Here is a 17718-nt window from a genome sequence, read left to right on the forward strand (position 1 = left end):
ATTATTCCACCCCCATAATCCTCGTCCGGATTATTCCTTTCCCGAGGGTAGCATTTCCTCCGAGTTGAATGACTCCGGGAAGTCCCGCACAGAAAAATTCCAGAATCATTTCTTCTTCTTTTTTTTCTTCTTTTTTAAATATGCCTTTGTTTGCACTGAAAACAGGGCTAGCCAGTACCAGAGAATAAAGCACGCTTTCGGCAGGTAAATATTCTTCTGTAAAAAGAGCTCCGCTTTTCACTGTCCCGGTGTTAGGGTCAATCCTCGTTCTGGTAACAACTTCTGTTGACAAACTCACAAAGTCTCTAAAATCATCGTCAGAAAGAACAGCGATATCCTTTTCCATCTTTTCTAACCAGTATTTATACTCTTCACAGGAAGGAAAAATCTTATTTGCCAGCCATTTTGCAAATTTTGTACACTTATCCCCTTCGGCCGGTCTTTCTACGTTAAAGGTATATTCTTCAAGAATAACCTTGTTCTCATTCAATAGTAAATTGCTACCATAGGGCACGGTATTGGCTTCAGGCAGTTCGGGAAAATCCTTAATGCCGGAAAGAAGAAGATCGTTTTTAAATCTCTCTAAAACCTCGGGGCACGTAATCCAGGCAAACACGCCCTTCATGGATTTAACGGGGAACAGGAGTATTCTCGCATCGGTAAAACCTAGGGCACCGGCATGAAGATCTCCTTCCTCTGGACCAAAAGCAAGCATAATGGTTTCTTTCCTCAAGGCTTCTTCGGTCAATTTAATTCCATTGAAATTTATTTCATTGAGGTTCTCAAATGCCTCCCTGATACATCCCTTTAAACTGGAACTCTCCACTTTGGGGAAATCGGTATGCCTCTCCCGCTGTATGGGCAAATCAACAATCCCCAAATCATTTCCGCTGCCAGCATGCAACGGAGTTTCACAAATCATAAAAAACGGCCTGGCCAGCTTAAACATCTTTTAACCTCCATTCCCGCTTTTTAGATTTTTTAATTATTTGTTCTTTATCAATAGATTTTTCAATATATTCTTTTGCAGCCTCTTCGTCTTCAAAGGTCTTATAAATATAGATTTTTCCATCATGTTCGAAATAATATATCCTGTTGGGATTATTCCCATCATCATATACATAATGGCCATTTTTATCTTCCGTCTTATTTTCTCTAATTTGCTTATTAGAGAACTTTTCAGCAATTACCCTCTGAATTTCCCTCTGGTTTTGAATTTCATCCCATACATCATCACTGCAATAAAATACAAAATATTGATTTTTAAAACTTTTAAACAAGATTATACCAATGGGGCTTAAAACCGCTCCGCTATCTATTTTTTCTACCAGCCCCATTTTTTCCAGTTCTTCAAATGCTTGAAATTTCTCGTTTTTAGCCCGCGAATAATTATTTATTACCTCCTCAAGCTGCAGTATTTCTTCATAGTATCGGTCAAAGACCCGAAAATCTACAGAAATGGGCACTTTGGGAATGGTGATCAAAGTTTCCGTTTCTTCATAGATATATACAATTTCACACCTGTTAATCTGCCCCAGAATAGTAAGATAGGGTATTACTCCCTTATAACCGCCGGTAATATTAAAGATAACATTATCCGGATAGTAATTTATTATTTGCTCAATCCTCTCAACCAGTTTACGCAGACCGGTTTCAACAAAAAATTTATAGTCCTCCACCTGCAGACCTTCAATAACATCAGTTTGGGGATTAAACATAACTCGTATATTGCCATTATCCAGCAGGACTTCTTCAATTATTTCCGCCGCTAACCTTGATACTATAGTATCGGTTGCCAGGAGATACACTTCCAAATCATCTTTAACACTCTCTTTGATTTTCAGAATGCTGGCTATTTCGGCCGAAGCTTTAGGGTTATTTTTTGCCCAGCCAAGCACAGACTTTTTAATTATATCTATTCTCGATCTTCTCTCTTCCCACTCTTTATGGGGCAGTTCTTTTATACTTTTATAATGCGGCTCTATATCTTTTTTCCTGTCCAAATAATTTGTAAAAAGAGAAGTTCCTACGGTCGTAATTACCCTTTTCAATCCTCTACACCTCCCACAAAAGCAACACCGTATCCCTCTTCCCGGTTATAGTTCGAAATGCTCTTATAGTTAAAGACATCCGCTACTTCAGCCATATCCCTTTCATCACAAAGTTCAAAATAATATACGCTTCCCGGAGGAACGGCCCGCCGCATTGGTTTGGGCTGTTTATCCTTAATATCAAATCCCCCAATGGTTAAATATTTACCCACAACAGCAGTTAAAAGTTTTAATCTTATTCCTTCATATTCACCCTCTAACTTTTCATAATCTAGCCAGTGCGGCAACCAACCGTGCTCAAAAATTGCAGGTGTTGTCAGGACTAATTTAAAACGCTTACCCTTTAATCCGGCAGGTTTAACAATATCTAAATCCTCAATCTGACTGTAAAACGCTGCCTTACCCTCACCGCCAAGCCGCAAAAACCCACTTTCAGGAAGTTTCAGTCCTGTAAAATCTATAACCAGTGAAAGAGTTTCAGTTTCCCTGCCTTTCCCCCTTCTCGACGCCAACCTGTTCATCCCCACACGATAAAGCCTGCCATTTTCAGCATTGGTAGTAAGGGTTTGCTTATTCCTGCCTATGCCAATTTTCGGTTCCAACAACACATATTCAGAAATTTCCTTGTAAAAAAAGTTTTTTCTCCGCAAAGATAAATATTCCTCAAAGAAAAGATGATCTAAAATTCCACCTTCAACTGTCTCTACCTCTATGTTATCTAGGGATTTTAATAACATTTGAGTCACGCAACTTGATATCACATTATTATCGTCTAAAGAAAGCATAAAGGCACATTTATCTTCCTTATTTTTTTTATCCTTCACACAATCCAGGGGAAGGGGGTAATAAATACTCTCACCAATATTTAAGAACATCCCTTTTATTTTTAAATTTCTTGTAGGGTCTTCTTTCGTCTTTGCTTTGTGGAACTCACCGATATTTTCGGCAAAATAAGCGCTTCTTAAAGCACCGTAGATTACGGAAGGAGGCGGCGGGAAAATTCCATTTGCCCAGGTCTCACTTCCCATGGTAAAGGGCCTGCCATCCCGAAAAAATAGTGTATCAAGGGCCTCAATTTTTATAAACAAACTTGCTTCACCTCCCGGGCCATAAAATCAGCTATGTTTAATACCGAAAGAAAATTGCCAACATTACCAGAAGCAAGAAACATTTCAAATAAATCCTCTGCCAGTTTTGTAATTAGCTCCTTTTTTTCATCATCCCCAAGTAACATACAGGACCTGTTAAGGAGCCTTTTTATCTCTAACTCAACTATCTTTTTATCGTTAAATAAACCGCTGTCATCAACCAGCTTCAAAAACTCAATATTCAGGTTCTTTATAAATTTGTTGGAAAATTTACCGCTCCGCAAACTATTGTAGATGTTTGAAATTATATCCGTAACCCACTTTTCACCAACTTTCCACTTAAAAACAGCTTTATTGATTTCACCGGATCTTTTTAAAACGGCTATGCCAAAAGCATCTTTTTCTCCGCCATTTATTTCTTTTGCTTCTTTTTCCATCTTTCTGGCCCATTTCAGCACTTCTGAAAGGGGAGTCTTTATGTGGGCTATTGCCACCCCCGCCGAAAAGGTAAACTCTTCATCGGCATATTCAGACAGGTCAATTCTGCCAAATTCCTCCCTCAGGTCTTTCATTATTTTAAAAAGATAATTTAAGTTTATAAAGCCCAGGAAATCTTCTCCCCCGGCATAAACGGTATGTCCCCTAGGCTCGACAATAATATTCCGGGTGACCTGATCGGCGAATTCCCCCAGTTTTCTAGTAAGGGCCTTATGATAGTTCTTCAGGGAGACGCCATTTTTAAGATCCGGCCCGGAAACTTTTTCTCCCATGTTGTCTCCGTCAAATAATAGCACGGCGTAATAGGGAGAAAAAGAAATATTCTTTTCCTTTAATGCCCCATAAATTTTCTTCGCATTTTCCTTTTCTTCATCAGTCAGGTCCTCGGCCGGTTTGCGCCCACTTTTTAAATCAAAAATAGCCTGTTCACCAATTCTTTGTGGAATATTGACACCGTCCTTTTTAAGTTCATCCAAAGCATCCAAAAGGGCTATTTTTGCAGTAGAAGGAAAGTCTTTCTCAAAACCCTCAGTAAAGTATTTTTCAGCTACCCTTTTTGTAAAACACACCCCGCAAAGGCCTTCCCCCGGCTGCAGATGTTTTAGTTCCACATTTTTAAATTCATTATATTCAAGTATGCAGACGTTTTTGGAGAAAAGTTTTTTATAAACGTTTTTTTCGTTTTTGCTTTCTTCCCTGGTTTTGCGATAGAATTTAACATTTCTCTCCCCGCAAATAGAACACTTTCGGCCTGTCTCCTCCAGCTGCTCAAAGCTGCGGGTATTCTTGATGGCTCCCAGCAGGCTTTCTAATTTTTTATAACTCTTCTGATAATCTTTTTCCTCAAAAGGCAAAATAACCCATTGAATGGATAGTTGTTTGGTTACCTGCTCATCAAAACCCTGCGGTTTCTCAAGCCCTAGTTTATTTAATGCTTCATCTGCAATTTTTTTAAATTCCAATCGTATACATTCCTCTAACTTTTTTCCAATTACCCTTGAGTTAGTTACAGGCTCATCTACTATGGCTATGAAGCGATTGGGTACAAATTTATTTTTTATATCAGGAAAAACAATTTCACTTTCGGCTTCGTCTAACAGCTTTTGAGCCCCCGTCCGGCACAGATGAGAAAGTATATAACTCCCTGCATACAAATCCTGGGTTTTTCTGGCCTGGGCAATAAAAGACTGTACAGGTCCAACACTAAATAACAACAAAGATTGATTCATTACCTTATCCCCCTCGCTGCACTACTTCTGAGGATATACCTGAACTCCATCCGCAAACCGCTTAATGAAGTTGAGGATAACATTATAATTCACATTTGTATCAACAATATGGCTCCCCCGTCCTGTTATTTTTATCCTTTCACCCGGTGGTAAGAATTGAGCAGTCAGCAAAGTAAGGACAGCTGCACAGCCGTCTTTTAGTTCCTGGATGTGGATAAACAGAGGGCTGGCCCGTCTATTTTTATTTTCGGGGGCTATTCTTACATTTTCCCCCGTTGAAAAATGATAGTTGTGAGGCAGCCCGAAAATAACTCGTTCCGGATGAGTATCAGGCTTGTTACCCTGCGCCACCTTTATGATTAGGTCGTGGTCATCTTTAAAAATCTGTAGTGCAGTTTCACCCCAGGGTAGAATATGTTTGCCTCCTCTATTCCTACCATAACTGCGATATCTAATCATTTCTCTTCCAATTTCATCAAGCAGTTTTAAAGAGTCAATGTTCCTGTTAATAATGGTTACATTTGTATGCTCACTAAAGGCAGAATACTGTGGCAATTCGTTAGATAAAGGACCCAGTTCCCCTATAAAATTTTTGATCCTGTCCTCGAGTTCATCAACCGTTCTGGGCGCAACCCAGACTTCCCGGTCATCTTCCGTTAGTGATTGAAGATTTACCGAACCGAATCCTTTTCGAGAACGCGAGCCGAGTCCGCCAAATAGGCCTAATGCAATCAAAGAACGTTTAAGCAACAATCTCTCTTCATCCGAAACATCGGATTTTAAAATCAATGAGACTGCAAAAGTGTTACCCTGCCTTATATATGATCTAGTATTTTCAACCTGCCTGTTAAGTCCGTTCCAGCTTATAACTCCATACCCCAGGTATGCGATACCATCTTTATCCCACCTTTCCCCTGCTTTTGCTATACGGCTATCACCAAGCCGGTGCTCAATCTTCAATGAAAACCTGGATTTCCCTGTATCAATGCTGCCAAACAGCTGCTTTTCTGCATTTTTTACTTTTTCCAGTTTATTATCAAAATACGGCAAGGCAGTGGCCCTAAACCAAAAGCGAAGCACACCCTAAAGGAAGGAGGACGCAATTCAGCCAAATCTTTTTGATCGGCTCCCGCCATAAACATAGGTGTTACTATTTTATATCTAGCATTAATAATACTCATGATTCCCTCCTGTGAATTGGCTTTTTTTAGGTTAAAAAAATCTCGTTTTTTTTATTCTACTTTCGTCAATTTTTTCCTGCCATAAAATAAAAATATTGCTATGATTTTTTAGACATTTGTTGCTACGCATATATTGCTTCATATTTATCCCATATTTTTACATTAAGTATGGGCCTAGTTTTTTATTTCTTTTTTACGGAACATTATTTTCAGGATAGGCAAGCTAGTAACGCCGGAAACCTGTCCAGAATTTCCTCCATTACTTCCGCGTTTCAATCCCTTATAGGCAGGCTAGTAACCTGCTTTCTTATATGAAAATGGGAGGGGAAAAGGGAGGGTTTCAATCCCTTATAGGCAGGCTAGTAACCGCGTGGGAGAAGTCCTGGAAGGTCAGGACTTTCCTGGTTTCAATCCCTTATAGGCAGGCTAGTAACCGGGAAGAGGAGGACAAGATGATTCGACTGTTTATCAAGTTTCAATCCCTTATAGGCAGGCTAGTAACCAGTATCGGAGGCTTCGAGTGGAAGTCTCCGATATAGTTTCAATCCCTTATAGGCAGGCTAGTAACCTCTAGACCCCCTTGATGAATCGGCGAGATCTTCTATGGTTTCAATCCCTTATAGGCAGGCTAGTAACCGTTAATCAGGCGAGCTTTCATTTCAATCCCTCCAAGGTTTCAATCCCTTATAGGCAGGCTAGTAACCCCGAAGTGTTTCGATTGTTTGGTACCACTGTTATCCGTTTCAATCCCTTATAGGCAGGCTAGTAACCTATCCTGCAACAACCGTAGTGGTTGCAGGATATTTAGTTTCAATCCCTTATAGGCAGGCTAGTAACCGGATTTCTCCGGGCCACCCTCCCCTTATAGGTAGACGTTTCAATCCCTTATAGGCAGGCTAGTAACTCAGCGCCTACGACGAGTACATTCTGGTTAGTACAGTTTCAATCCCTTATAGGCAGGCTAGTAACCTGTATCCTTTTCCTTCTATACTCACATTTCTATCATGTTTCAACGAACTAATCTTGAATTTCCCTCAAGTATCGGTTTCCTGATTACCATTAAAGCAGCCTAATCATTCATTGCAAAGGAGGTGTTTTCAAGATGTCGTTCGTTAATTGGGTCGAGGAAAAAGTCAATACCGAATTCGGCCCAGCAATTAAGCGATTTAATCCTGTAACAGGCGAAACTGCCTTTTTCGCTCCTCACGGAGAGCAGATTGGCAAGTCATTTATTGACCCGCTTGCGAAACGCCCAACTAAGAAAAATACTGCAGGTGAGGTAGAAACCGCTCGCAAACGAGCATTGGAACAACTGAACAAATTCCCGCAGGAAGATGCCTTCGTTAAGTACGTTAAGGACAGTTTGGAAGAAGCTCAAACAGTGGAGCGCATCGACAATTTGATGCGCCTGCTCTCCCAACATTTTATCACCAAAGCCTTAAGTACGGCTACTGCTTCAAAATCTCAAAAAGAGGGGTCAAATATGCGAGATGAGATAAGGAAGCGTTATGAAACCGATGAGATATTCCGCAAGAAGGTTGACAAGGTTGCTAAACAATGGCAGGCATTGAGAGGTAACAGAAACTCTCTGGAAAGTTACGTGGAGGTAGTGCTCCACAACTACGAGGTATCGAAATCTATTGTTAAAGGGACATCCTTTGCCCGTTCTGACGATGAAATCCTTCAGGGACTCTTAGATTCCGTTAAGGAGGATGTCGTGCAGAAGAATTTCAGGCGAGCTACCGCTTTGCAGAGAGAGGTTGAGGAGGGAAGCTACGACTTGGAGCGCATTAGCCGCTTCCTCGAAGATACTTACGGGATAAAACGCCCTCCGTTTACCCCTGATGATTTTGCAAGGCTCTCTAAGGACAATAAGGAACACTACGAACCCTACCCGCCGAGCATGTACCGCGCGGTAACGTTGCAGGCCAAGGATTTGCAGGGACGGTTAAGCCAGTGGTTGAAAGAATTACCAAACGCTCTCAGCTATCGTGACCGGCTCACATACACCGCTAAGGAAAAGGTTACTAAACAGCTAACCGATATTCTCTCCATGCTAATGACTGTAGGCACTTTGGATGATGCCACAGTCGATAAGGTTTCTACCCCCACCCGAAAACGTGACAGTGTCACATACACGCAGATGGAAATGGAAGAATTCTTCAAGCGAGGGCAGGAACTTGCCAGCAACTGGTATACCTTTATTAAGAGAGTTCAGGCTTCCGTAGAAAAGGAGAAGTTAGAAAGAAGTTACCTCTCCGGAGACTTAAAAACGTTGTCTAACGTCGCACGCTGGCAGTATCCAAATAACATTCAACCAGACGTTGAAAAGCGTGACGATAGCGATTTCTGGAGCAACCTGTTCAGGACGCTACCGCCTAGTCACGAACTCAGTAAGCTGATTAACCAGAAAATCTTTAACGAGTAACAGAAGGGAGATGGATGTTATGCTACCCATTTTCTACTGGATTAAATGGAATGACCTGATGAAAGACGAACTGGCTGAGAAGTTATCTCAAACCTGTTTCGGAAATTTTGGGTACGACTTTATCTGCGCCTTTGGTGACAACGAGTGGCAAGCTCTCCGCCATTGTCCATTGGGAATGCAGTGCTGTGAAGCAACGTACCACTACGAGCTAGTACCTCGCCACATTAAAAAGCAACTGGAGAATGCCGGATAAGGAGGTGCCAGGAATGTTCTGGGTTATCTGGTCGCTGGTAACTTTGTCAGTAGTAGCAAACGGCTATCTTTACTTGAAAGAAAGTAAAATCACAAGTTAGCACGTGAAAATATCGCTGCATTAACGTTTATAAGCCTCTATGCACCTCGGGTCTTTTTTCGTCAACTATTTTTATACGTGGAATTAAAAACCAACTTAAATCAAGGGGGTTTGATAGCTTTGAAACGAGAGCCTTTCTACACGAAGGACTTGCACTTCGCCGCTTACCTCCTGCTGGAAGGGTACCAGCCAGAAATTAAGGTGCCCTTCCAGGGAGCGAAAAAAGTAATGTTCCTTTACCCAGAAACGGACTTCTCTACCCTGCGGGACTTGCGGACAAGGTTCGAGGGTGACAAGAACCTGACCGTGAACCTGTTCGATTACGTCAGAGCGATGCGGGAGCTTGGCGACCGCATTAGCTACATCAAACGAGAGACATTGAAGAAGGAGGCTGGTCAAAATGACCGTAACGAGGCTACTGGACAGCAACCCACCATCTAGCCACGGTTGGGCAATCCACTTCGCAAAGGTAGCCCACCCTGAACCCTACCGGGAGTTTTACGAGCCGCACTTTCCGGAGATAGCCGGAAGGGAGCCTGACAGCAACGGGTTTATCTCCGTCCGCTGCCTGAACGCTCTAAACCACCAGCACGGGGACAAGAAGCCGTCCGCTGCGGTCAACGTTAAAAGCGGCGTCTACCACTGCTCGGTTTGCGGCAGCTTCTCCCCTTTCCGCTTCCTCACGGAAATCCTCGGGCTGCCGAAAGACGAGGCGAGCTTTACCCTTGACCAGTACCGTTTTGAACTGCGATTTGAAGACAAACCAGCTTTTGAAAAGGTGGACAACTACAGTAGCGCCTTTGTCATCCCGCCGAAAGGTTTCAACGAGTACGCCAGCGAAGCCGCTAAAAGGCTCTCCCCGGATTTGGAAATCGTGCAGGAATACCTGGCCGCGCGAGGTATCAACTACGAACTCTTGACCCGCTACCGCTGGGGCTACGTTCCAGAAGGTTTTGTCCCCGGGCAAGAGGAGTGCATCGTTGTTCCTTTTATCGTCAACGGGCAAGTTGTCGGTATTCGCGGCCGGGCTAGAGATGGCCGCAAAGGTGGAGCTAAGGGTTCCCGTTTCGTCCTTTGGAACCTGGACGCTCTGGAAGGCCACGACCAGGCGGTGATTGTAGAGGGCGAGAGCGACGCCTTGCGGACTATCCAGGCGCTGGAAAGCTGCGGGGTTGACGTGCCGGTCTTGAGCGTTCCCGGAGCTACCTTCCGTCGGGAGTGGGAGCGGGAATTTCAAGGCATCCACACGGTCTACCTCATCCCTCAAGCTGACGACCCGTCGTGGAACAACTTTGTCGCTAACGCCGTTAAAGTCCTGGGAGACTACCGCTGCGTTGTGGTTAAGCTCCCCTGGAAGCGGGGCGAGGCCGGAAAAGACGTGTGCGACTGGCTCCGCCTCCATAGCGACGCGGAACTGGCCGAGCTAATCCCCTGGCGGAAAACAAGGAGCTTTTTTACCACCCACGAAGAAATGCTGGAACTGGCCGAGCAGGAGATACCGTGGCTTATCAATGGTTTGATTGCCAGGGGCGATAAGGTTTTGGTCGGCGGGCCGCAAAAGGCCATGAAAACCTTCTTCATCCTCAACCTGATTCGGGCGGCGGTCAGCGGAGAGGATTTCCTTGAATACCCTGGCTGGAGCGTCCGCAGGCCGTGCAAGGTTCTCTGCGTCGAAGAGGAGGGCTCTCCCGTCGCCTTCGCGAGAAGAATAAAGCGCCTGCTGAGCGACATTCCTCCGGATAGCGTCCGCTGGGTGCACCGCCAGGGCGTGAAGCTTGATAACCCCTACTGGGTGGACAAATTGGTCGAGGTCTGCGAGGATTACCAGCCCGACCTGATTATTTTCGACCCGCTCCAGAGGATTCACAGCAAGGTTGAGGACCGGGCCTGGGAAATGGGCGAGGTGTGGGACCGCCTGCACGAGCTTGTCCTGCGGTTCCCTGACGCGGCGGTATTGGTTGTCCACCACTTCGGCAAGCGCCAAGGTGTAGACACCGGTTGGGACGCCTTCCGGGGTTCCAGCCGGAGCAGCGGGGAAGCTGACGTGGGCATTTTCCTGGAAAAAACGGACAAAACCAACGAAGCCACCGGCGACCGCATCCTTCTCTTGAGACTGGACGGTAGAGACATCCCTCCGCTGACCGACTCACGCGGGAGGGTCACGGACAGGGCCATCGAGGTTTACGTCAACCAGGAAACCTTCAAGATGACGACCTCCGGATTTGTGATGAGGGTCGAGGACACTTCTACCCGCGGCAAAGTGCTGGAACTCATTAAGCAAAGCGGCGAGGGCGGCATAGCCTTCAAAGAGATTGTCCAGGAACTCGGAGTGAGCGAGGAAACCGTCCGGCGCTACATCCGCGAGCTTCAGGACAGGAACATGCCCGTGACGGAGGAAGGCGGTAAGGGGCAAAAACCCAAAATCTACCGCTGGGTCGGTAAGCAGGAGAAAGAAACAGCGGCAACCGAAACTGCGTAAGCTCCAAACCCAAGCAGAGTAGGCCCAAAGGCCCAAGGTATATATATACCTTTGGGCCTATGGGCCTACTTTTCTGTTTCCCAAAGGTCCAAATTTGGCCCAACGTTGGCCCAAACCTTGGCGCTACCTTTGGGCCTACTTTCGATTTTCCTTCTCTCCCGCTACTTGCGAGAATACCCCCAACTTAGACCCGCACCTGCCCAAACCGTTGGGCCTACTTGTTATCTTACTTTTCCCCGCTCGCCTGGTACCATTGGAATTGGAAAGGAGGTGATACCGGATGGCCGCTGAGATTGCAGATACCCTCACTCCTGTGGAAAGGAAGCACCGAATTTCGGGAAAAGCGTGGGAGGCGGAACGGCCAATAGAGGAAGCCATGATGTTTTCCGTCCTCCTTAATGAGATTGATGAGTTCGAGTTTCAATTGGATGAGGAAGCCATAACGATGGCGTTTGCCGCCCAAAAGGGCAATGACGGCGGAGAACGCTTGGGTGACACTTACCGTTATCTTCATTACCTGAAGGCCCAGTTGGAACTCATAGACGTTGGATTGGGGATACTGGGAGAACCCCCAAACTCGGAGCTTTACAACGATGTAGCTAGCCGGCTTCGTTTATGGAGAACCATCGTCAACGCTGCGTTGGAACGAGTAAGTACGGTTGTCGCTGACTAGGCCGGCAAACCTTTTCATGCGAAGAAGTCCTGTCAGTTAAGAGAGGCTCATCGGAGCCTCTTATTTTTGTATCAACAATTTACGACAGAAATTTTGGTGCCCCTTCTTTTAAGTCCTTGGGAAGTACATTATAATTTTAACATAAGTAGACAGAATATTCCAACACGGGAAGGAGGTGCTACCTTGACCAAACGTGAAACACTCAAAAGAGTGCGAGACATCATCCGATGTCTGGAACACCAACAAACGCTACCTGCAGAGACAACCTGTTCTGTGGTAGCTGCGAAGAAGCTGGGGATGCTCGTGAAAGAGGCTCCAGCTTCTCTCGTTTACGACCTTTCCTGCATTCACAGCCAGCTTCTGCACTCCGGAGACGACGCAGGCACTGTCCTGAACCGGCTGAAGCAATTACTACATAGCGACAGGAGGTGATTACTGTGGCAGCGAGAGCCAAGAGCGAGCAGGTTGAACCCAAGCAGTCTTTAGTAATTCCAGCGGGTAATACTCCACCGGAGTTGCAAGCATTACGGTCAAAAAGAGATGCTTTCCGTGCTAACCTTCAGTACGCCATCAAGCAGGAAGAAACCTATCGCGAGAAGTTTGAAGCTGGCGACGAACTGGCAGAACTGAAGATGCTGGAACAAAGGCTACGGGTTGACTGGTACTCAAAAAAGATTGCCGAAGTAGAACAGGAAATCCAGCGATACTATCTCAAGCGTAAAGCTGAGAAAAAGGAAATAGAACCTGAACAAGAAAAAGCCAAGAAGGAAGGCGTTGCGTAAAGAAAAGCGTGGCGCCTTATGGTTTTTCTCTCTTGCAAACCAATTATACGACTCTATGCCCTACGGAACTTCTTTTCTTAATACTTTTATACTCCGGGAGGCATAAGCAACTTTCTTGGGAGGTGATACCATGACGAAAGTGCGTACCTGCAAGACCTGCCCTCTCTACAGTAGAGAGCTTTCCCGCTGCCGGATGGGATTCGTTAACCCTCCCACCAAAAGGGCTACCGCGGAAACGGTGGCTGCCTTCGGCAGTGACTACGTCTGCCATTACAACCGGTGGAAAAACGGGAACTCCTCCCTTTACCTACCTGCGGGAGTGATGAGCCAGTGACCAACCGGTGGGCGATATTCGGTACCAGATCCGACGGCACTTCCTTTCTGGCAGGCTGCCAGACTTACAAGACCAAAGAAGCAGCGGAGGAGCGGTTGCTTCCCCTGCGCCAGATTTTCAAAGCCAGAGGGGTTACCCTCTACATCAGGCCGTTCTAAGGAGGTGAACTTACAATGACCGGCTGGGAACTGCTGGAGGAATTTGAAGACTTCCTCGGGCGTGACGTTGACCCTGATAGTGAAGAATTTAACGCTCTCCTGGATGCCCTCGGCTTTGAACCTGATGAAGTGCAAGACCTGGACGATGAAATTCTGTGAGAGGGAGGAATTACCTTTGTCAAGGGCGAAATTGTTACATGTTTCCTGTTGATGCGATGATATTCGACTTCTATTGCAATAGGAGGTTAAAAATGAGGCGCTTGCTTTTCCTTGCTTTAATTGTGATGATTACCGTGGCCGGTGGTTTTGCACTGCCGGCCTTCGCTCAGGAACAGCAGAAAATTCCCGTCCTGATTGACGGGCTGCCGGTTACCTTTGACGTGCAGCCGGTCATCCAGAACGGGCGCACCCTGGTTCCCTTCCGAGCGATAGCGGAAGCGTTGAACGTAAAGGTTACCTGGGACGGCACTACTCAAACCATAAGTGCTACGGACGGGAAAACCTCTATCCGGCTCCAGATTGGGAATAAGACCGCCTACCGCAATAACTCCCCTATCCTCCTTGACGTTCCTCCGCAAATTCTTAACGGCAGGACGATGATACCGTTGCGGTTCTTCAGCGAAGCCCTTAATTGTAAGGTGGATTGGGATAACTCGATTAACGGGGTCAGGATTACCTCCCCGCCCAAAGAGATGGCGGTAATCGGGTTCTACGCCCTGGGCGACAGCAAGACCAGCAGTTGGACTAACCTCTTTAGGAAGCCGTACCCGGAAACTGCCAGCGGAAACACCGATGTAGTAGCTGAACTGGCGCTGGGCTGGTACAGTCTGGACAAAGGTGGCAACCTCCTGACCAAAAGCCGAACAGGCTGGCAAAGGCCGGATAGTTGGGAGAAGGTGCTGGAAGCAGCTAGGGAGTACAACCTGAAAACCGAAATGGTGGTCCACGTGACTGACGGTGACGGCACGATTTCGTCCCTGTTAACGGATGAGGCTGCCATGACCAGGGCGGTTAATGGTATAATGGGAGAAGCGGTACTGTACCAAGGAGTAAACCTAGACTTTGAGGGTTTGGGTTACCGAGATGACGGCGAGCAGTTAAAGGCCGTGCAGGACGATTTTACCAAGTTTGTCCGCCTCTTAGCGGAACAGGTGAGGACCGCTAACCTCACACTGACCCTCACTCTCCACGCTCCCAACAGCGCCTATCAGGGTTACGATTACAAGGCGCTGGGAGAGATCGCTGACCGGATTATCGTCATGGCCTACGACTATGGTTCTAAGCCGGAGCCGGTAAGCCTTGTCACGCAAGCTGTGGAAATGGCTAGGGCTTCTGTTCCGCCGGAAAAGCTAGTGCTTGGAATTTCTGCTTCCTCGGAAACACCGGAGAGCATTCTAATCAAAGTGGGCATCGCCAAGCGATACGGCCTTGACGGTATCGCCATCTGGCGGTTAGGTCTGGTGACCGGTGAAATGTGGGACGCATTGAGGTCTACCGTAATACCGAGGAGGTACCCTCGGTAAGGGTGTCAAAGATTTTGCGGGAAGCGGAACAAAATACCAGGGTTGTGCGTCTATACTTTTTGGAGAAAAAATTTTTAGGGAGGTTTTGCCTGTGAAGAAGAAATGGTGGTTATCCCTTTTGCTTGGAGTACTTCTGATAGCCATTTTACCAAGTAGTGTTATGGCAGAACAACCAATTATTATAACTTTTAACGGTGAGCAGCTCCAGTTTGATGTCCCACCGGTTCTTGAGAACGGGCGGGTGCTAGTGCCACTTCGAGTTATCTTTGAGAGTTTGGGCGCAACCGTGGATTGGGATGGTGTTACTAGTACCGTAACGGCAACTCAGGGCAGTAATATTGTCAAACTAACTATTGGTAAAAGTACGGCCTTCAAAAATGGAGTTACAATAGAACTTGACGTACCACCTAAGGTAGTAGAAGGAAGAACTTTAGTACCTGTAAGGTTCGTTTCAGAAGCAATGGGAGCAAATGTACGGTGGGACGCAGAAAAGAACGAGGTTATAATTGCCTATTTGAAGGGTTTATTGTCCAATTCAGCTTTTAGAATAAAGAGTTTCGTTGAGTGGGCCGAGGCAATTTATAGTGGCGAACCTAATCCTGAGTCTGCCAATAAATGGATAGCAGAGCAAAATAGACAAGTTGAAGGATCATATAAAGCTATCCAGAATCATTATCAGTTTTTCAGAAAGCAATGGGGTAATCAAATAAATAACGATAGTTTATTGCAGGCAGTTGACAATAATTATCAGCAAGCCGTTAAGTATATGAGTTACCATACAGTAGTTAACGCTATTATTTTTGACCATCCTGATGCCTCCGATCAACTTCAAAAGATAGCTGAAGCTTTCCTGGAATGGTCAAAGTTGGATATAAGATAAATACCGCAAAAAGATTCGTGATAAACAAAGGAGAGCGCACCATATTAACGGTGCGCTGGGAGTTTTTAACGGATGTCAAGGTTTATATTCTCGTTGTAATAAGCATTATAGGTAGTTACTGATATCCACGGTTGCCCAGAAGGACTCGTTTCATTTGTTGCTACGCAGTTAGAAGGAGTCGCATTAACAAAAGTAGTAGGCGTTCCAACTAGCGTGGTTGTCCACCGGTTATTGTTAGCGTTAGCCGAGCCCCCAGAAGGTACCAATAAGGTGGAGACACGTCGAACTTTTTGTCCAGAACCGTCGTATCTAATTCCATTAACTGTAAACTCGTTATAATATAAAAGTGTACCGCTAGAACTATAGACATAGCATTTAATATAGCCGTCTTCAGCAGCAATTAATAGCCTATATGTCGAACCTGGACTAAAGGTATAACCTGATATCCACTGCCAATCGCTCCCACCTACATAAATACTACGGTAGATACCATATTGTGTACTATAGCCTTCAGATGGTTTTAATCCAAAACCAAATTCAAAGTCGAAGGTTGAGCCATCACAGCCGAGGTATTCATACAATGCAGCACCTGTTCCCAGAGCTACGTCACTCAGTGACGGTAAAGTAATTGTTGCCTCGATTTTCCGATAACCAGTCGAGGAAGTCTTTATCCTGCGGTAAGCATAGTCATAGGGCATAAATGTTCCCTCCTAACTTAAAGATTTACGAAACAAGACATTCTACTCCCTGCCTTCGGGTATGGGGTTGTCCGTCCTGGATGAGGCTCTACTTGGCGGTGGGCTCGTCCAGGACAAAATGTTTCCTTAACCTGTTCAACGCTCGCTCTTTCAATCGGTGTACGACCGGTTGTGATATTCCCAACTGTTCAGCTACCTCCCGCTCTGTACGTCCCTCCAGGACCGTTGCCGTAATGACTTTTTGCTGCTGTGGCGTCAGCACCGTGAGGGCTTCCTGAAGGAATACAGAGTCCTCTACTTCGGCCAAAATGTCATCTGTGCCGGCTACGGTATCGAGCATCTCTGTCATCTCATCTTCGGCTTCTTGACTGAGTAGGTTGTTAAGGATTAGTAGTTCGTGCTCCCGTAGCCGCTTATGCTTTTTCGCTAGCCTGATAGCTTCGTGTCGTAGGCCGGTTAAAAACCAGGCCATAATCCGGGCTTCTTCAACGTCGTCGTAGATGTCAGGTGTAAGGAGTCATCATCGTCCACCTCCTTCCAGCTTGTCTAACCTGCCCTCTACTACATAAAGAGAAAATAGGGGGGCGTTTTAATACCCCCCCTACCAAAAAAATTCTTGAGTTATTTCTGATAGTCGCTTTTACGGGAGAAGTACCTGTTTAGCTCATCCCTACCCCACGTGGTATTGGGCTGGTAGCGGTAAACGGCTTCTATTATCCAAGTCATCAAATCGGAGCAGGCCTCCTCGTATCCTAGCTGACGGCTGTATTTCTTGACGATTGGAATGAAGCGTTTAACAACCTGGGTCATAGCTTCTTCATTACCACTCTTAGCTAAAGTAATCAGTTCTCGTAGTTTCGGTTTTCTTTGCATGTTTTGCCACCTCCACAAAGGAAAAAAGACCTACCACACTTTGGCAGACGGCAGGTCTTAGACTTCTGCAGCAGCGGCAGTCAGGCTATCATAGTGCTGGGAAGCACCTTAGACCCTATAGCTTTGCGTCCCCACCTTTCAATGGGTTTGCCCTTAACGTAGGTATTCGGTTTTCGTTAGAGAAGCGCGGAACCTTCACCTCCTTACATCCGTCTATTTATTAAGACGAATGGTAGGTCAAAATGGTTCCATATACTGGAAAGAAGTCATCGTCTTTTTCTAATGTCGTTCGTCAAATACATTCCTTATGATGGAAAAGGCAAATAACTTGTCCATCCCGTGAATATGATGGTAATTAGATATGGATTTTATTTACCAAAATTGGCCGTGTCGAATTATGTAGAAAATTTTGGAAGCCCTCTTTTAAGTTGCTAGGAAGCATCTTAAAATATAAACATAGAGCTAATAAGTACGGTGTAGGAGGTGAATGC

At 45.6% G+C, this 17718-nt stretch carries 19 protein-coding genes, 1 CRISPR repeat array and 1 riboswitch; of the genes, 11 read left to right on the forward strand and 8 right to left on the reverse strand.

Features of this window, described 5'->3' with window-relative positions:
- Position 1: 1 nt before the first annotated feature.
- Genes cmr4 through cmr1 form a run of 5 tightly spaced genes read right to left on the reverse strand, consistent with a single transcriptional unit; the run spans position 2 to position 5946 of the window.
- Positions 2-949 (reverse strand): type III-B CRISPR module RAMP protein Cmr4, encoded by a 948-nt coding sequence (gene cmr4 / locus ACKX14_RS13030; RefSeq protein WP_422448335.1) that lies wholly within the window; start codon positions 947-949, stop codon positions 2-4.
- Positions 942-2051, reverse strand: a complete 1110-nt coding sequence (locus ACKX14_RS13035; protein ID WP_422448337.1) for a putative CRISPR-associated protein — start codon at positions 2049-2051, stop codon at positions 942-944. Before ACKX14_RS13035 ends, cmr4 begins: the two co-directional genes overlap by 8 nt.
- Entirely contained in the window at positions 2048-3139 is a 1092-nt protein-coding gene (gene cmr3, locus ACKX14_RS13040; protein WP_422448339.1) for a type III-B CRISPR module-associated protein Cmr3, read from the reverse strand. Before cmr3 ends, ACKX14_RS13035 begins: the two co-directional genes overlap by 4 nt.
- Positions 3130-4866 carry a type III-B CRISPR-associated protein Cas10/Cmr2 gene (gene cas10, locus ACKX14_RS13045; protein WP_422448341.1) on the reverse strand — a complete coding sequence of 579 codons (1737 nt, stop codon included), beginning with the start codon at positions 4864-4866 and terminating at the stop codon, positions 3130-3132. Before cas10 ends, cmr3 begins: the two co-directional genes overlap by 10 nt.
- Before the next feature lie 21 nt (positions 4867-4887).
- Positions 4888-5946 carry a type III-B CRISPR module RAMP protein Cmr1 gene (gene cmr1 / locus ACKX14_RS13050; protein ID WP_422448343.1) on the reverse strand — a complete coding sequence of 353 codons (1059 nt, stop codon included), beginning with the start codon at positions 5944-5946 and terminating at the stop codon, positions 4888-4890.
- A 370-nt stretch (positions 5947-6316) separates the two neighbouring features.
- A CRISPR array of direct repeats spans positions 6317-7017; the repeat unit is 31 nt; unit sequence GTTTCAATCCCTTATAGGCAGGCTAGTAACC.
- A 132-nt stretch (positions 7018-7149) separates the two neighbouring features.
- Here cmr1 and ACKX14_RS13055 point away from each other — a divergent pair.
- From ACKX14_RS13055 to ACKX14_RS13105, 11 genes are all read left to right on the forward strand, one after another.
- Positions 7150-8475, forward strand: a complete 1326-nt coding sequence (locus tag ACKX14_RS13055) for a hypothetical protein (RefSeq protein ID WP_422448345.1) — start codon at positions 7150-7152, stop codon at positions 8473-8475.
- 472 nt (positions 8476-8947) lie between these two features.
- Positions 8948-9268 (forward strand): hypothetical protein, encoded by a 321-nt coding sequence (locus ACKX14_RS13060; RefSeq protein ID WP_422448347.1) that lies wholly within the window; start codon positions 8948-8950, stop codon positions 9266-9268.
- Positions 9228-11306 carry an AAA family ATPase gene (locus ACKX14_RS13065; protein ID WP_422448349.1) on the forward strand — a complete coding sequence of 693 codons (2079 nt, stop codon included), beginning with the start codon at positions 9228-9230 and terminating at the stop codon, positions 11304-11306. Before ACKX14_RS13060 ends, ACKX14_RS13065 begins: the two co-directional genes overlap by 41 nt.
- Positions 11307-11586: 280 nt before the next feature.
- A complete protein-coding gene (locus ACKX14_RS13070; protein ID WP_422448351.1) occupies positions 11587-11979 on the forward strand; it encodes a hypothetical protein in 393 nt (130 codons plus the stop codon).
- A 297-nt stretch (positions 11980-12276) separates the two neighbouring features.
- A complete protein-coding gene (locus ACKX14_RS13075) occupies positions 12277-12411 on the forward strand; it encodes a hypothetical protein (protein WP_422448353.1) in 135 nt (44 codons plus the stop codon).
- A 5-nt stretch (positions 12412-12416) separates the two neighbouring features.
- On the forward strand, positions 12417-12761 hold the full coding sequence (locus tag ACKX14_RS13080) for a hypothetical protein (RefSeq protein ID WP_422448355.1): 345 nt from the start codon (positions 12417-12419) through the stop codon (positions 12759-12761).
- 130 nt (positions 12762-12891) lie between these two features.
- A complete protein-coding gene (locus tag ACKX14_RS13085) occupies positions 12892-13095 on the forward strand; it encodes a hypothetical protein (RefSeq protein WP_422448357.1) in 204 nt (67 codons plus the stop codon).
- Entirely contained in the window at positions 13092-13253 is a 162-nt protein-coding gene (locus tag ACKX14_RS13090) for a hypothetical protein (protein WP_422448359.1), read from the forward strand. The genes ACKX14_RS13085 and ACKX14_RS13090 overlap by 4 nt, the downstream gene beginning before the upstream one ends.
- 15 nt (positions 13254-13268) lie before the next feature.
- On the forward strand, positions 13269-13412 hold the full coding sequence (locus ACKX14_RS13095; RefSeq protein WP_422448361.1) for a hypothetical protein: 144 nt from the start codon (positions 13269-13271) through the stop codon (positions 13410-13412).
- Between the two features lie 92 nt (positions 13413-13504).
- Complete coding sequence (locus tag ACKX14_RS13100) at positions 13505-14776, forward strand: stalk domain-containing protein (RefSeq protein WP_422448363.1); 1272 nt, start codon at positions 13505-13507, stop codon at positions 14774-14776.
- Between the two features lie 91 nt (positions 14777-14867).
- Positions 14868-15656, forward strand: coding sequence for a copper amine oxidase N-terminal domain-containing protein (locus ACKX14_RS13105; RefSeq protein ID WP_422448365.1), 789 nt, complete (start codon positions 14868-14870; stop codon positions 15654-15656).
- 65 nt (positions 15657-15721) lie between these two features.
- Here the strand turns inward: ACKX14_RS13105 and ACKX14_RS13110 are convergent, their stop codons facing one another.
- From ACKX14_RS13110 to ACKX14_RS13120, 3 genes are all read right to left on the reverse strand, one after another.
- Positions 15722-16354 carry a hypothetical protein gene (locus tag ACKX14_RS13110; RefSeq protein WP_157833031.1) on the reverse strand — a complete coding sequence of 211 codons (633 nt, stop codon included), beginning with the start codon at positions 16352-16354 and terminating at the stop codon, positions 15722-15724.
- 88 nt (positions 16355-16442) lie between these two features.
- Positions 16443-16826 (reverse strand): RNA polymerase sigma factor, encoded by a 384-nt coding sequence (locus tag ACKX14_RS13115; RefSeq protein ID WP_049766024.1) that lies wholly within the window; start codon positions 16824-16826, stop codon positions 16443-16445.
- A gap of 149 nt (positions 16827-16975) precedes the next feature.
- Positions 16976-17227, reverse strand: a complete 252-nt coding sequence (locus tag ACKX14_RS13120) for a helix-turn-helix domain-containing protein (protein WP_422448367.1) — start codon at positions 17225-17227, stop codon at positions 16976-16978.
- Between the two features lie 72 nt (positions 17228-17299).
- Positions 17300-17389, reverse strand: a riboswitch (cyclic di-GMP riboswitch).
- Positions 17390-17718: the final 329 nt, after the last annotated feature.

This window comes from Thermorhabdus hydrogeniformans (assembly GCF_049310025.1).
Classification (GTDB): Bacteria; Bacillota; Thermosediminibacteria; order Thermosediminibacterales; family Tepidanaerobacteraceae; genus JBJYKD01.